This window comes from Pseudomonas lyxosi, from assembly GCF_047758685.1.
GTDB lineage: Bacteria > Pseudomonadota > Gammaproteobacteria > Pseudomonadales > Pseudomonadaceae > Aquipseudomonas > Aquipseudomonas lyxosi.
Map to the genome: position 1 here is coordinate 554,588 of NZ_CP180481.1, position 13,799 is coordinate 568,386.

At 57.7% G+C, this 13,799-nt stretch carries 16 protein-coding genes; 9 read left to right on the top strand and 7 right to left on the bottom strand.

Annotated features, from left to right (window positions below):
- Window positions 1-128 precede the first annotated feature (128 nt).
- Both rpmA and rplU read right to left on the bottom strand, forming a co-directional pair.
- On the bottom strand, window positions 129-404 hold the full coding sequence (rpmA, locus tag ACMXYI_RS02675) for a 50S ribosomal protein L27 (RefSeq protein WP_003215862.1): 276 nt from the start codon (window positions 402-404) through the stop codon (window positions 129-131).
- Between the two features lie 34 nt (window positions 405-438).
- A complete protein-coding gene (gene rplU, locus ACMXYI_RS02680) occupies window positions 439-753 on the bottom strand; it encodes a 50S ribosomal protein L21 (RefSeq protein ID WP_003176051.1) in 315 nt (104 codons plus the stop codon).
- A gap of 240 nt (window positions 754-993) precedes the next feature.
- Between rplU and ACMXYI_RS02685 the strand changes: the two genes are divergently transcribed.
- From ACMXYI_RS02685 to ACMXYI_RS02695, 3 genes are all read left to right on the top strand, one after another.
- Window positions 994-1,962 carry a polyprenyl synthetase family protein gene (locus ACMXYI_RS02685; protein ID WP_123367773.1) on the top strand — a complete coding sequence of 323 codons (969 nt, stop codon included), beginning with the start codon at window positions 994-996 and terminating at the stop codon, window positions 1,960-1,962.
- Between the two features lie 134 nt (window positions 1,963-2,096).
- Window positions 2,097-2,438: a zinc ribbon domain-containing protein YjdM gene (locus ACMXYI_RS02690; protein ID WP_008052060.1), complete on the top strand. Its 342-nt coding sequence runs from the start codon at window positions 2,097-2,099 to the stop codon at window positions 2,436-2,438.
- A 207-nt stretch (window positions 2,439-2,645) separates the two neighbouring features.
- Window positions 2,646-2,903: a PA4570 family protein gene (locus tag ACMXYI_RS02695; RefSeq protein WP_415771517.1), complete on the top strand. Its 258-nt coding sequence runs from the start codon at window positions 2,646-2,648 to the stop codon at window positions 2,901-2,903.
- A gap of 49 nt (window positions 2,904-2,952) precedes the next feature.
- On the opposite strand, the gene ACMXYI_RS02700 is transcribed toward ACMXYI_RS02695, so the two are convergent.
- From ACMXYI_RS02700 to ACMXYI_RS02710, 3 genes are all read right to left on the bottom strand, one after another.
- Entirely contained in the window at window positions 2,953-3,570 is a 618-nt protein-coding gene (locus ACMXYI_RS02700; RefSeq protein ID WP_046048787.1) for an FKBP-type peptidyl-prolyl cis-trans isomerase, read from the bottom strand.
- Window positions 3,571-3,691: 121 nt separating this feature from the next.
- A complete protein-coding gene (locus ACMXYI_RS02705; protein WP_056742834.1) occupies window positions 3,692-3,991 on the bottom strand; it encodes a DUF6482 family protein in 300 nt (99 codons plus the stop codon).
- A 133-nt stretch (window positions 3,992-4,124) separates the two neighbouring features.
- Window positions 4,125-4,613: a TIGR00645 family protein gene (locus ACMXYI_RS02710; RefSeq protein WP_347804760.1), complete on the bottom strand. Its 489-nt coding sequence runs from the start codon at window positions 4,611-4,613 to the stop codon at window positions 4,125-4,127.
- Window positions 4,614-4,772: 159 nt separating this feature from the next.
- Between ACMXYI_RS02710 and ACMXYI_RS02715 the strand changes: the two genes are divergently transcribed.
- On the top strand, window positions 4,773-6,602 hold the full coding sequence (locus ACMXYI_RS02715; protein ID WP_415771518.1) for a hypothetical protein: 1,830 nt from the start codon (window positions 4,773-4,775) through the stop codon (window positions 6,600-6,602).
- A gap of 5 nt (window positions 6,603-6,607) precedes the next feature.
- Here the strand turns inward: ACMXYI_RS02715 and ACMXYI_RS02720 are convergent, their stop codons facing one another.
- Both ACMXYI_RS02720 and ACMXYI_RS02725 read right to left on the bottom strand, forming a co-directional pair.
- A complete protein-coding gene (locus ACMXYI_RS02720; RefSeq protein WP_129441074.1) occupies window positions 6,608-6,949 on the bottom strand; it encodes a hypothetical protein in 342 nt (113 codons plus the stop codon).
- Between the two features lie 317 nt (window positions 6,950-7,266).
- The gene (locus tag ACMXYI_RS02725; protein ID WP_415771519.1) at window positions 7,267-9,705 is read right to left on the bottom strand and encodes a Lon protease family protein; all 2,439 of its coding nucleotides are present in this window, start codon (window positions 9,703-9,705) and stop codon (window positions 7,267-7,269) included.
- Window positions 9,706-9,981: 276 nt separating this feature from the next.
- On the opposite strand from ACMXYI_RS02725, the gene ACMXYI_RS02730 reads away from it, so the two are divergent.
- From ACMXYI_RS02730 to ACMXYI_RS02750, 5 genes are all read left to right on the top strand, one after another.
- Window positions 9,982-10,470: a DUF3015 domain-containing protein gene (locus ACMXYI_RS02730; protein ID WP_218537511.1), complete on the top strand. Its 489-nt coding sequence runs from the start codon at window positions 9,982-9,984 to the stop codon at window positions 10,468-10,470.
- A 93-nt stretch (window positions 10,471-10,563) separates the two neighbouring features.
- Window positions 10,564-12,417, top strand: coding sequence for an Lnb N-terminal periplasmic domain-containing protein (locus tag ACMXYI_RS02735; protein ID WP_415771520.1), 1,854 nt, complete (start codon window positions 10,564-10,566; stop codon window positions 12,415-12,417).
- 34 nt (window positions 12,418-12,451) lie between these two features.
- Entirely contained in the window at window positions 12,452-12,757 is a 306-nt protein-coding gene (locus ACMXYI_RS02740) for a chorismate mutase (RefSeq protein WP_415771522.1), read from the top strand.
- A 78-nt stretch (window positions 12,758-12,835) separates the two neighbouring features.
- Entirely contained in the window at window positions 12,836-13,192 is a 357-nt protein-coding gene (locus ACMXYI_RS02745; protein ID WP_074871055.1) for a hypothetical protein, read from the top strand.
- 70 nt (window positions 13,193-13,262) lie between these two features.
- A complete protein-coding gene (locus tag ACMXYI_RS02750) occupies window positions 13,263-13,757 on the top strand; it encodes a GreA/GreB family elongation factor (RefSeq protein WP_415771523.1) in 495 nt (164 codons plus the stop codon).
- Window positions 13,758-13,799 lie beyond the last annotated feature (42 nt).

Genomic DNA, 13,799 nt, shown 5'->3' on the forward strand with positions numbered 1-13,799 from the left:
AGCGCAGCGACCTCAATCAACGACCGCAAATCCAGCGCTGGAGCCCATCACAAACAGCTTTGCAAGAGACTCACCCCACAAACGAAAAAGCCCCGTCGCGAGACAGGGCTTTTCCAGCAACTACGTAATTATGCCGCGACGACTTCAGTCTTCGGGACAATGCTCACGTAACGGCGGTTGAAAGCGCCTTTTACTTCAAACTTGATCACGCCGTCGATTTTAGCGAACAGAGTGTGATCTTTACCCATGCCAACACCGTAACCGGCGTGGAATTGGGTGCCGCGCTGACGCACGATGATGTTGCCCGGAATGATAACCTGGCCGCCATACATCTTCACGCCAAGGCGTTTGGCTTCTGAGTCGCGACCGTTACGGGTACTACCACCAGCTTTTTTGTGTGCCATGAGTCAATTCTCCTAGTGAGGAATTAGGCTGAAATTAAGCCTGAATACCGGTGATTTTGATCTCGGTGTACCACTGGCGGTGGCCCATACGCTTCATGTGGTGCTTACGACGACGGAACTTGATGATGCGGACTTTATCGTGACGACCTTGGGAGATCACTTCAGCCACAACGGTAGCGCCAGCAACAACTGGAGCGCCGATGTTCACGTCATCGCCATTGGCGACCAACAGAACGCGATCAAAAGTAACGGATTCGCCGGTAGCGATTTCCAGTTTTTCGATCTTCAGGTATTCACCTGGGGCGACCTTGTATTGCTTGCCACCAGTAACAATTACTGCGTACGACATGGTATTTCTCCGATAATCCTGCTCACCCAGCTCTTTATAAGAAGAGGTATTGGCTGGCATGGCTGCATAAGGCTGGAAGGCCTGTTTGCAATTGCGTAAGGCAGGTGCTGCCCAGGAAGTTCAGGGTGCGCGATTGTACGCAAGCTGCCGGGGCGATGCAAGAGGCCGTCCATCGTACCTTGACACCCGCCGACGTGGGTCCTAGCATGCCGCGCAACCCTTCTGGAGCAACTGTCGCTGATGCAACCCCAAGCTTTCTACCGCGCGGTGGCGGACGATTTTAGCGCCGTCGACGGCATCATCAAGAAGCAGCTGACTTCCCGAGTGCCGCTGGTATCGAAAATCGGCGATTACATTACCTCGGCTGGCGGTAAACGCCTGCGCCCTCTATTAGTGTTGCTGTGTGGCAAGGCTCTGGGTCGCGAAGGCGATGACCTGCGCCTGCTGGCCGCGACCATCGAGTTCCTGCACACCGCGACCCTGCTGCATGACGACGTGGTCGACATGTCCGGCATGCGCCGTGGCCGCTCGACCGCCAACGCCATGTGGGGCAACGCGCCTAGCGTGCTGGTGGGCGACTTCCTGTATTCGCGGTCCTTCGAAATGATGGTCGAACTGGGCTCCATGCCAGTGATGAAAATCCTTTCGCAAGCCACGCGCATCATCGCCGAAGGCGAAGTGTTGCAGCTGTCCAAGGTTCGTGACGCCAGCACCACCGAAGAGACCTACATGGAAGTCATCCGCGGCAAGACCGCGATGCTCTTTGAGGCCTCGACACACAGTGCTGCAGCGCTCTGCGAAGCGACATCGGAACAGGCCGAGGCCCTGCGTACGTTTGGCGATCACCTGGGTGTGGCGTTCCAACTGGTCGACGACTTGCTGGACTACAAAGGCGACGCCGAAACCCTGGGCAAGAACGTCGGTGACGATCTGGCTGAAGGCAAGCCGACCCTGCCGCTGATCTACACCATGCGCGAAGGCACGCCGGAGCAGGCTGCTCTGGTGCGCAAGGCGATCCAGAAAGGCGGCATCGAAGACCTGGAAAGCATCCGCGAAGCCGTGGAAGCCTCAGGCTCGCTGGATTACACCGCCCAATTGGCCCGTGACTACGTGGCCCGCGCGATCAAGTGCCTCGACGCGCTACCTGCCAGCGAATACCGCGATGCTCTGGTCGAATTGAGCGAATTTGCGGTCGCCCGTACGCACTGATATTCAAAGCAAGATCAAAAGATCGCAGCCTTCGGCAGCTCCTACAGTGGGCTGCGATCTTTGCTCCGACCCTCTTCCGCCTAAAACCCTATACAATGTGCGCTTTTTAGCGATCCTGAATCCAAGGAGCTTTAGTGAGCACGTTGCCACCCTGCCCAAAATGCAATTCCGAATACACCTACGAAGACGGCGCCCAGTTGATCTGCCCTGAGTGCGCCCACGAGTGGTCCGCCAGCGGTGAAACCGAAGCAGTGTCCGATGACACCGTGAAAAAGGATTCGGTCGGCAATGTCCTGCAGGACGGCGACACCATCACCGTGATCAAGGACCTCAAGGTCAAAGGCACGTCGCTGGTGGTCAAGGTCGGCACCAAGGTCAAGAACATCCGCCTGTGCGATGGCGATCACGACATCGACTGCAAGATCGACGGCATCGGCCCGATGAAGCTCAAATCCGAGTTCGTCAGAAAAGTCTGAGCCTGCTGTATTCCATCCCGCGTCCTGCGTGGGATGGTGCTTCACCCTCCCCCGCTTCGCCCAACAATCCCTCGCAATAGCCAAACGCCAGCCGTTTTTGACCTTACGCAACCTTTACCCTTAAAAAAACACAAACCGCCAATAGGTCCTTGCTATTTGATAAATAAGAATTATTCTCATTGAAGCCCATCAATGGAGATGAGACCCATGACTTATTTGATCGACGCCTGGCTGGACCGCCCACACCCTTACCTCAGGATCCTGCATCGGGAAACCGGGGAAGTCTGTGCGGTACTTGAAGAAGAAGCCTTGAACGAGCTGAAGGATCAGGGTGATCTAGACGTCAACGGCTTGAGTTCCAGCGAGCCGGTGGTGCTCAAGGAACTGGTGCGCAATCTGTTTCTGTTCTGCTATGCCCGGGCATTGCGCCCGACAAGCGAACTGCACCACAAGATCGAGGTATGAGAAACGCTGAAAAACCCTGTAGGGGCAGAGCGCCTACAGGGTTACGGTCTTACAGAACGTCGAGCAGTTCGACGTCGAATACCAGTACGCTGTGCGGCGGAATGCTGCCAACGCCTTGAGCGCCGTAAGCCAGTTCGCTCGGCACGTACAGACGCCATTTGCTGCCGGCGTTCATCAGTTGCAGGGCTTCGGTCCAGCCAGCGATCACGCCGCCAACCGGGAATTCTGCAGGCTGACCACGATCGTAGGAGCTGTCGAACACAGTGCCGTCGATCAGAGTGCCGTGGTAGTGAGTGCGCACTTGATCTTCACGGGTTGGCTTGGCGCCTTCACCTTGAGTCAGTACTTCAAATTGCAGGCCGGAAGCCAGGGTGGTGATGCCGTCACGCTTGGCGTTTTCAGCCAGGAAGGCCAGGCCTTCGCCAGCAGCGGCTTCAGCTTTGGCAGCTGCTTCAGCTTGCATGATTTCGCGAATGACCTTGAAGCTCGCGGACATTTCTTCCTGGCCCACACGGCTTTCCTTGCCGGCGAAAGCGTCGGTCAGGCCTGCCAGGATCGCGTCCAGGCTAACGCCCGGTGGCGGGTTGTCGCGCAGTTGGTCGCCCAGCTGACGGCCAATACCGTAGCTGACGCGGGTTTCGTCGGTGGACAGATTTACTTCGGACATGACACTGCTCCGCTGTGCGGACGGCCCTGGAACTTGCCGTGCGTACACAGCGCGTCCCGGAACGCCCGGAACCAAAAGGGCCAGCAGACTAGCACAGATGCCATTGCGTTGATGAGAGGCGTCAGTGCTGCCATGCAATCGGTACCTTCAGGCTCCCCTCGGAACTGGCACCGAGTCCACACATCTCGTCATGAACCGAAACGTGTACAAGGTTGAACGGCAAGCTGGGAAAGGCATGAAGCACTTCACGCGCATGCTCGACCGAACGCAGGTGAAACATCTGGCCGTGGTTATCACTCAGCGGATACGCCGCGCCATGCATCCGCGCTTCCAACAGGTAAATCCCGCCTTCCATCGAGATCAGGTTGAGCTCATCAACCTTCCCGGCGATGGCATAAGCATTCAACTCTTTCAGGTCCATAAACGCACCTCACGCGATGGCGAGCCAAGATCTTTACAGGCATAGGCCTCGGCGCATCAAAGTACAAGCCACAAACGACACCGCCCGTCTGTTTCGCAACAGACGGGCGGTTGGGTATAGCGATAAAAAGTGATCAGTGCTTGGTCAGCTTATCCAGATAACCCATGGCAAACGCCGAAATCACGAAGGTCATGTGGATGATCACGTACCACTTCAAGTGCTCGGGATCGAGGTTCTGGGCGTCCATGAAAACCCGCAGCAGGTGAATGGACGAAATCGCCACGATGGAGGCTGCCACTTTCATCTTCAGCGAAGAAGAATCCATGGTGCCCAGCCAGTTGAGTTTCTCCTTGCTTTCGTCGATGTCCAGCTGGGAAACAAAGTTCTCGTAACCGGAAATCATCACCATCACCAGCAAACCGCCCACCAGCGCCATGTCGATCAGCGACAGCAGCACCAGAATCAGTTCCGACTCGACCATCGAGAACACGTTAGGGATGACGTGGAAGACTTCCTGGAAGAATTTCAGCGCCAGTGCCAGCAGCCCGAGGGACAGTCCGAAGTAGATCGGCGCCAGCAGCCAACGCGAGGCGTACATTGCATTTTCGATAAAGCGTTCCATTAAATCTCACACAAGGCCTGGAAATGGCCGCGAGTATATCAGCCACCTGTTACACCCAGAAACCATTGGGAAATCCGCAACCTGCGCGTGTGTGACAAGGTTTTTCTGCTAGTGTCCAAAGCATTGACAGCTCAGCGACATCGGACAGGAAGACGGGAAATGGATGTGCGATTGCCTTTAACGAGCGCCGGAATTTGCCTGGCTTTGCTGATGAGCGCCTGCTCTCCCAGCGATGAGAAGCGCCAGGTCAGCCTCGAGGAAAAGACTGCGCAGTTCGAGAAGTCTCTGGATGCGATTCAGGACCCAAAACTCAAGGAAGCCGTGGCTGAACTCGGCGGCTCACTGTTGTTGCTCGAGCGTGCGCAACTCAAGCTCGACAGCAAACCGGTGGAAACCGAATATGGCGAAGACGCCCTCGCCGTCCTCAAGCACTATCCGACGCCCCAGGCCTTGGTCGACACGTACATCAACGGCCTGTTCGTGCTGCACAAAGACTCCAGTTCCGACTACCTGACCGATCTGCAACCGGTGTTCCCCTTCAACTTCAACATTCCGGTCGCGTTTCTCTTTCCCCATAGCCTTGAATGGCAATCGGTGACTTTGAGCAACAAACGCGTCATCCCGTTTCAGCCGGAATGGTCAGAAACCGATCCTGGAATTCAACTGAGCCCATCGAGCTCAAACCTGACCAACCCCGACGACCTGACGGTGACCTACCCCTTCATCGATGGCCTGGATGTCGAAAACAAAAGCCAGCCACAACCGGTGAGCCTGCAAGGCAAAGTGGAAGTCATCGCGCCGCGCCGGCTCTACAGCTTCGACCTGACGAAAAAGGACGCTGGCCAGACTCGCACCAACGACAACCTCAGCGTCACCCTGCTGAGCCTTGCCAACAACTACGCCGAAATCGAATTCAACAACAGCGCACCATTGGCCCCCGAGCTCAGCGAAACCCCGCTGAACCCGCTGATCGTCCAGGCCAAGGACAGCACCGGGCAATTTCTCGCGCGCTCAGGCTCGATCAACGAAACCGCCGCACAAATAGCCTTCTATCAAAAGCAACTGGCGAAAATGCAACAGCAGAAAGCCTGGAGCGAGAGCTTCGAGAAACAGATCGATGAAGAGCAGCGCACCTTTGAGAAGCAACAGAGCCACCACTATTCCAAGGTGTACTTCAACGGACCGATCGAAACGCTTGAGGTCAGCGTACTGGACTTTTCAACCGCCACGGTGACCCGCAAGGACCTGAACCTGCCGGTACTTCGCTTCGACCCACACACCACGCAAAAGACCATCCAGCCACTGACGCTGCCGGTGGTGGTGTACGACGACCAGGCCCCGATCTGGCTCAAGGGCGCCACACTTGGCGAGGAACAACTGAAAAAGAGCGTCAGCATCAGTCAGTCGGTCGAAGACCCCAGTGCCGCGCGTATCGAGTTCGATCACCCCAAAAGCTTCAATGATGAGCTGCTCGGCACCTCCTTCAACCCCGGCGAAAGCCCGGTCAGTTTCTTTACCGAGGACGGTAACGGCAAACGCGATGAGCCGATCGAATTGCCGCCTGAGGCTTACCAGGTCGATCCCCTGCGCGGCACCATCACCTACGACTTGAACCTGTTTCCAGAAACCCCGGCTTACGCGGTGGGCTCCATGCCGCTGTTTCTCGCCACCGTCGAAAAGAAAACCATCGACGCCCACCAGTTGCCCAAAGGGCTGGTGCTCAAAGGCAATGCGTTGGTGGTTGATCTGAAGCAGTTTCCCGCCCAGGACTGGCGTTTCTTCGCCAAGGACGACAGCGGCAATTATCTGAAGGAGATTCTGGCGGTCAGCCACGATGCGAGCGCAGAAGGCCCGGCATTATTGGGGGTGCATTATTTCTACGGGCAGCCTGCCCGTCTGGAAACCTATCAACGAACCGATCTCTCCACCGTGCAATATGGCTTCGAGGTCAAACTCGACAAGGCGGATACGTCCAACCTTGCTCAATAGCCCGTTCAGTGCTCGGGCCGAAACTCGAAACCTCCAGGGTTGCGGCAGCGGCCACCATTGATTTCCCGCAGCTGAGCTTGCAGGTGCAGGCACCAGATTTGCGGATCATCGGCCAGCTCATAGCCGTGCAGGGTGAGACTTTCAACAATGGTGTCGAGGATCGACTCAGCCACAAAGGGGCCATGAAACGGGCCCTGGGCTTTGATGGCAGAAGGTTGTTCACCTTCCATTCCGGCGGCGAAGAGTAAGGTCCACATGCCCGTATCCCCCGCCAATGGGCGGATGGCACACTCGATACGGGTCACAAGGCCCAGGCATTGACGGGTGAGGCAGAGGTTGCGCGACATGGCAGCGACCCTCGGTAGATCCGGTATTCAGCCCCCACAGGAGGACTGTCTCGATCCAGTGATTACTGTCGATATCCTTGACCTGAGAATAGAGGAAAAGTCTGACTAGCACGTCAAGTGAGACCGAAAGGCGCCGAATGGTCATTGTGTGAATATTGACGCCAGACTGATGGCACATTTGAACCGGATGTCGATTTCGACAATACACAAAACCTGTAGAAGCCGAGCTTGCTCGCGATGAGGCACTGACATTCAACATCACTGATGGCTGACAGTCCGCTATCGCGAGCAAGCTCGGCTCCTACAGGGGGTTTCCATCAGGCGGGCTTGGTTTCCACCAAGGCTTCCTGCGCCATCTCTTTCTCAGCTTCCTTGAGGTCTTCTTCGCTGATCATTTCTGCGATGACCCGCAAGCGTTCCACCACCCGCGCGTTAACGCTGCCTTCAGGGAACTGGCCATCGGCGTCCGGCGCACCGGCCGGCTCGCCGACCAACAGGCTCAAGGCTTCATCAGCCTGGCGCACGGCGTAGACGTGGAACTGCCCCGCGCGCACCGCCGTCAGCACTTTTTCGTCGAGCATCAGCGTGGCAACGTTGGCGTGGGGAATGATTGCTCCCTGCTCACCGGTCAGCCCGCGGGCTTCGCAGAGCCGGAAGAAGCCTTCGATCTTCTCGTTGACCCCGCCCACCGCCTGCACTTCACCGAACTGGTTGATCGAACCGGTGATCGCAAAACACTGCTTGAGCGGGGTTTTCGACAGAGCGGAAATCAAGGTGCAAGCCTCGCCCAGCGATGCACTATCACCATCGACGTAACCGTAGGACTGCTCCAGGGCGATACTCGCGGAAATCGCCAGCGGGAATTCCTGGGCGTATCGGCTGCCCAGATACCCCGTGAGGATCATCACGCCTTTGGAGTGAATGGGCTGACCGAGGTTGACCTCACGCTCGATGTCGACGATGCCGCTACCGCCCGGATAGACCGTAGCGGAAATCCGCGCCGGCACACCGAACGCCGAATCGCCGACCTCCAGCACTGTCAGCCCGTTGCATTTGCCCACCGCTGCGCCGTCCGTGTCGATCAGGATGATCCCGGCCAGCATGTCATCGAGAATCCGTGCCGAGACGCGCCCGGTACGCGTGGCCTTGGCCTTGAGCGCACGTTCGATATGCCCGGCGTCGGTCATTTCGTCACTGGCCAGTTGGCGAATGAAATCCGCCTCGCTGACCAGTTGGAACAGATCACCGATCCGCGCCGACAAACGCCCCTGGTGCTCAGCCAGGCGAGCACTGTAAGTCGCCAGGCGCGCCACCGCGTCAGCGGTCAGCGGCGCCATGCCTTCTTCCGAGGTACGGGTCTTGAGCAACTGGGCAAACTGCTCCAGGCTTTCATCGACCATCGGGATGTCTTCGTCGAAGTCCACCAGGACGCGGAACATCTCCTGGAAGTCCGGATCGAGGTCCTGCAGCGTGTAGTACAGCTGCCGGGCGCCGATGATGACGACTTTGACCTGCAACGGAATATGTTGCGGTGTCAGGGTCACGGTGGCGAAACGGCCCATCTCGCCCAGCGGCGATTCCATTTTCAATTTGCGCGATTGCAGCGCGCGTTTGAGCGCATCCCACACGAACGGCTCGCTGAGCATTTTTTCTGCTTCAAGAATCAGGAAGCCGCCGTTGGCGCGGTGCAGTGCACCCGGACGCAACTGTCGATACGTGGTGTAGAGCGCGCCCTGATCGGTGGTGTACTCGATGCGGCCGAACAGGTTTTCGTAAGTCGGGTGCGGCTCAAAAACCACTGGCGCACCGCCGCTGTGCGGATGACCGACCACCAGGCTTGGTGCGTATTGCTCTTCCAGCAGCTTGCGGGCGATGGCGTCCGTCTTGCTGTCGTCCACCAGTTGCTCGACCACAGTCTTGAGCAGATACACCTGCATCGCTTGCAGGTAACCGCAAACGCCGGCGTTTTCCGCGTACTTTTCCGACAGCGGCGCGAGCAAGGGTTGCAAGGCCAGGGTGATGGTTTCTTCGTTGAGCTGACGCAGTAGATTGCTCGACTCACGCTTCCACTGCGGCAAGCTGGCGAGTTCTTCGTTCAGCCGCTCTTCCAGCCACGAAATATCCTCGTGAAAACGCTCGCGATCGACTTCCGGCAACTGGGCAAATTCGGCCTCATCCACAGCCTTGCCTTCGCTCATCGGCGTGAAGGCGATATTGGTGCTGTCGCGGTACAGCGCAACGTCCTTCTCCAGCGCCAGACGCTCGATCACATCCAGCGCGCGGTCATAGCGTTGATTGAAGGCGCGGTCGATGGCGCTTTTCTTCTGCTGGTAGGACGGGTGCTCGAACACGGCCGGAAAAGTCGCCAGCAGGTTGTCGATCAAGCCGTTGATGTCATCGATAAAGGCGCCAGCGGTACCCGATGGCAATTCCAGGGCACGAGGTTCGCGAGGATCATCGAAATTGTTGACGTAGACCCAGTCCGCCGGGGTCTGCAGGCGCTTGCCTTCGGCTTTCAGGTAGCGTTTGACGAACGAAAACCGGCCGGTGCCGGGCTCGCCCATGACGAATACGTTGTAACCGGGGCGTGGCATGGCCACACCGAACTGCAAGGCTTCGACCGCACGTTCCTGGCCAAGCACACCGCGGAAGGGCTCCAAATCATTGGTGGTAGAGAAGCTGAACTGTTCAGCGGAAAACGGACGGGTCAGCGCTTCGGGCGCTAGACGCAAGCTGGCAGCAACAGGATCAGGCATCGGGCTTCCTTACATCAGGCGGGGCAGATAGCGGCATTCTGGCGCTGCCCATACCTCACTTGCAAGGCGCGCCTCTAGCCAAAGCATAGACAAAGCCGTATCACCAAGCGGACCGGGTCTAAATCAATGTTTTCAGCGAATGTTATGCAAAAAATAACGGAACCTCCGGAACGTGCCTAAACTCCAAACTGCGCGGCTGGAACAATAACCGGCCCACTGGCGCCAGATCGGGCCAGACCCCTTGTCCATTGGTATGCACATAAAGAGAACAAAGCTATGAAACGGATTCTTCTTGGTACTCTCTTCACCGTTGTATCCCTCAATGCCATGGCTCAGGCGCCAGGCGGCCCGGATTGCGGGTGGGGCAACATGCTGTTCGAAGGTCAGCGTGGCACCCCGGCTCACTTCCTGGCATCCACCACCAACGGCACTTCCGGCAACGCAACTTTCGGTATGACCTCGGGTACCAACGGTTGCTCGACCAATGCGTCGCTGACCTATGGCGGCAAATCCTGGATTGCCATGAATGGCATGATGAACGAGCTGTCTGAAGACATGGCTAAAGGTCAGGGCGAAGCCCTGACCACTTACGCTGTGGTACTGGGCGTGGCGCCGGAAGACCGTGCGCATTTCGCCGCCGTCACTCATGAGCACTTCCAGCAGATCTTCAGCAAGGCTGACGTAACTGCTGACGACGTGCATACCAACACCCTGGCCGTTCTGAAGAGCGATCCGCGTCTGGCCAAGTACGCCACTCAAGCTTAAGCTCGACCCGCCCGCTCCTTTCGGGGAGCGGGTTTTATTTTTTGAACCTGGCCCTTTCTGGGTCTTTGTTTCTTTCGAATTAAGTTGCCCACTATGCTCAAACGCCTTGCCTGGCTGGCGCTCTGTGTCTGCGCCCCGCTGTCTGCCACGCCCAAAATCGACAATCAACGTTTGCAGCAATTGGCCAATGACCCCTTCTGGATTTCCCTGGGCCACTACGAAACCGCCAAACTCGGCGGCTGGCGCAGCTATGTCAGCGACAAGAAATTCTTCCTCGCCGCCGATGGCAATGAGCATCCCGACCGTGAACTGGCGGCGACCGTGCAAGCGCTGTACGCCCCGGCCAGTGCTGGTGAAAAACATGCGCAATGCGTCTACCCCGCCCGCACCCGCTGGCTGAAGACGCAGCTCAACCTGAGCGATCTCCCGACACTTGACTGCACTGAATTCAAGCAATGGTTCAAGGATGTTTCGCCCCACAGTGCGGTGATGATTTTCCCGGCGGCGTATCTGAACAGTCCGTCATCGATGTTCGGCCACACGTTGCTGCGCATCGACCAGGCCAATGTGCAGAGCGATCAAACCGCCCTGCTCAGTTATGCGATCAACTTCGGCGCCTACATCGAAGGCTCGGACAACAGCATCCTGTATGCCTGGAAAGGCTTGATGGGCGGCTATCCCGGTCTGTTTGCGCTGGTGCCGTATCAGGAAAAACTCTCGGAATACCGCAGCCTCGAGAATCGCGATCTGTGGGAATACCGCCTGAACCTGACCCAGGCAGAAACCGAGCGCATGGTCGAGCACGTCTGGGAGCTCAAGCAGATCCAGTTCGACTATTTTTTCTTCGACGAAAACTGCTCTTATCGTCTGCTGGAATTGCTGCAAGTCGCCCGCCCGAGCCTGCGATTGACCGAACAGTTCCCGCTGACCGCGATTCCTACCGACACCGTCAAAGCGGTAAAAGAAGCCGGGCTGGTGGAATCCATTCAGTATCGACCGTCCCGCGAACGTGAACTGCTGAGCCGCGCCGAGCCGTTGACCAATGAAGAACAGGAGTGGGTGCTGAAAGTCAGCGCCGACCAAAAGCAGTTGCAAGAACCGGCGTTCAACGCTCAACCCAAGGATCGTCAGGCGCTGATCATCGACGCGGCCTATCGCCTGGAGCGCTACCGCGCCAACGGCCAGGAACGTGATCCGCAACGGGCGCAGCGCAGTTTCGAATTGCTGCGGGCGATCAACCAGAATCCGGCACCGGAACTGGACATCCCGCAACCCGGGCTGCCTGAGGATGGCCATGAATCGCGCACCTGGCAGGCCGGCATCGGCACTCGGGGCGACAAGGCCTTTGGCGAGTATGGCTTGCGCATGGCGTATCACGACCTCAACGACAACGCCGAGAGCTTCCCCCTCGGCGCGCAGATTGAAATCCTGCAAATGAAACTGCGCCAGTACGAAGGCAATCACTGGCAATTGCAGCAATTTGACCTGGCGACCATCCGCTCCCTGACTCCGCGCAATGAATTGCTGCAACCACTCTCGTGGCAAGTCACCGGCGGCCTGGAGCGTGTGCCGGGCAAGCATGACGACGAAACCCTGGTCAGCCACGTCAATGGCGGTGGCGGCGGGACCTGGCAACTGGGTGACGACATGCTCGGCTTTGCTTTGGGCACCGTGCGCATTGAACACAACAACGACTTTGCCGGTTTCATCGCGCCAGCGGCGGGCTTCAACAGCGGTTTGCTGTGGAAAAACCCGCTGGGCAACCTCAGCCTGGAAGCCAAGGGCGACTTCTTCACCAACGGCGAAGTGCGCCGGAGCGTGAGTCTGAATCAGCAGTGGGAATTGTCGCGCAACCTGGGTCTACGCCTGAGTGCCCAGCGCGAGTTCAGTCACCTCGCTTCGCCCGAGAACGAAGTGATGCTTGAGGTGAAGTGGTATCACTATTGATCCGTCCCCCGTAGAAAAATGGAGCTCGAACAACATGGTCGTTACCTGCAATTCCCTCGAAGACGTTCGCCAAAATATTGATCGACTGGACCATCAGATGGTCACCCTGCTGGCCGAGCGCGGCGCTTACGTGGCGCAGGCAGCTCGTTTCAAGAAGGACACCGACGCAGTGAAAGCCCCGGCGCGGGTCGAGCAGGTCATCGCCAAAGTTCGCGCACTGGCTGAGGACGCAGGTGCCAGCCCAGAGGTAACGGAGCAGGTTTACCGCGCCATGATCGCTGCGTTCATCGAACAGGAATTATCTGAACACGCGCGCCTGACCGCAACGCCAACAGATTAATCACAGGTCTTTCACAAACGCCTCACGAATCCACTCCTAGACTTCTCCTATAGGCCGTTGACGGTCTGGGAGTCTGAGATGTGGCGTTGCGTAGGTGTGGTGGGTTTGCTGATGTTGATCGCGGGTTGCCAGACGACCCACGAGGATTTGATCGCCAAGGGTTATCCACCGGCGTTCGCCGATGGCTTCGATGACGGTTGCAGCAGTGGCCGGCAAGCGGCGGGGGCAATCACCGGAGAGTTTCGTAAAAACGTTCCGCGTTACCTCAAGGACAAGCAGTACGCCGAGGGCTGGAGCGATGGCTTCCGTCAGTGTCAGGCGATGCGCGAAAGCGAGGACCGTGAGGATTATCGCAGCCACCATTGGGACGACCGGGACAAAGCCTGGCAGCAGCAGAAGGATCAGGACGCTGCTCGTGCTTTTCGCTCGCAATAAGTCGCTGATAGACATTTGCCGAAACTAAAAGCCTGCGACCATGGCCCAAACCCTATAACGGGAGAAAACCATGAGTCGTGCCTTCGTCAATGAAGATAACGCCGCCGCGCAAGCTGATCAGCCCGTCGAACGGCAAGTCAGCGCGCAACCCAATTACGTCACCCCGGCCGGGCTCGCCCAGCTTCAGGCGAAACTCGCCGACGTACAAAACCTGCTCAATGAACAGAGTGCCAAAGGTGAACTGGCCGACAAACAGCGCCAGGCTGACCTTGAGCGTGACTGGCGGTATTTCAATCAACGATTGCAAAGCGCTCAGTTAGTCGTCCCGGCCTCTTCGACTGACAAAGTACAGATTGGCGCCTGGGTGACGTTTGTCGATGAACAGGGCAATGAGCAGCGTGTGCAGTTGGTCGGCGAGGATCAGGCGGATGCCGCCAGTGGTTTGATCAACTGGGGTTCGCCATTGGGTCGGGCGTTACTCGGGGCGCAGGTCGGGGATGAAGTGCTGTGGAAGCGGCCGGCGGGGGATTTGGTGATTGAGGTTCTGAGCATAGAGATTGTGTGATCTTCAGTGCCTGCGATGCAGACGACTCGGTGTAATTTAAGC

Bases quoted from the DNA above. Each gene is read 5' to 3' on its own strand.
- ACMXYI_RS02685 (WP_123367773.1), top strand. From the start codon at position 994: ATGCAACCCCAAGCTTTCTACCGCGCGGTGGCGGACGATTTTAGCGCC.
- ACMXYI_RS02750 (WP_415771523.1), top strand. From the start codon at position 13,263: ATGAGTCGTGCCTTCGTCAATGAAGATAACGCCGCCGCGCAAGCTGAT.
- ACMXYI_RS02720 (WP_129441074.1), bottom strand. From the start codon at position 6,949: ATGTCGCGCAACCTCTGCCTCACCCGTCAATGCCTGGGCCTTGTGACC.
- ACMXYI_RS02740 (WP_415771522.1), top strand. From the start codon at position 12,452: ATGGTCGTTACCTGCAATTCCCTCGAAGACGTTCGCCAAAATATTGAT.
- rplU (WP_003176051.1), bottom strand. From the start codon at position 753: ATGTCGTACGCAGTAATTGTTACTGGTGGCAAGCAATACAAGGTCGCC.
- ACMXYI_RS02725 (WP_415771519.1), bottom strand. From the start codon at position 9,705: ATGCCTGATCCTGTTGCTGCCAGCTTGCGTCTAGCGCCCGAAGCGCTG.
- ACMXYI_RS02735 (WP_415771520.1), top strand. From the start codon at position 10,564: ATGCTCAAACGCCTTGCCTGGCTGGCGCTCTGTGTCTGCGCCCCGCTG.
- ACMXYI_RS02730 (WP_218537511.1), top strand. From the start codon at position 9,982: ATGAAACGGATTCTTCTTGGTACTCTCTTCACCGTTGTATCCCTCAAT.
- ACMXYI_RS02700 (WP_046048787.1), bottom strand. From the start codon at position 3,570: ATGTCCGAAGTAAATCTGTCCACCGACGAAACCCGCGTCAGCTACGGT.
- ACMXYI_RS02710 (WP_347804760.1), bottom strand. From the start codon at position 4,613: ATGGAACGCTTTATCGAAAATGCAATGTACGCCTCGCGTTGGCTGCTG.
- ACMXYI_RS02705 (WP_056742834.1), bottom strand. From the start codon at position 3,991: ATGGACCTGAAAGAGTTGAATGCTTATGCCATCGCCGGGAAGGTTGAT.
- ACMXYI_RS02745 (WP_074871055.1), top strand. From the start codon at position 12,836: ATGTGGCGTTGCGTAGGTGTGGTGGGTTTGCTGATGTTGATCGCGGGT.
- ACMXYI_RS02715 (WP_415771518.1), top strand. From the start codon at position 4,773: ATGGATGTGCGATTGCCTTTAACGAGCGCCGGAATTTGCCTGGCTTTG.
- ACMXYI_RS02695 (WP_415771517.1), top strand. From the start codon at position 2,646: ATGACTTATTTGATCGACGCCTGGCTGGACCGCCCACACCCTTACCTC.
- rpmA (WP_003215862.1), bottom strand. From the start codon at position 404: ATGGCACACAAAAAAGCTGGTGGTAGTACCCGTAACGGTCGCGACTCA.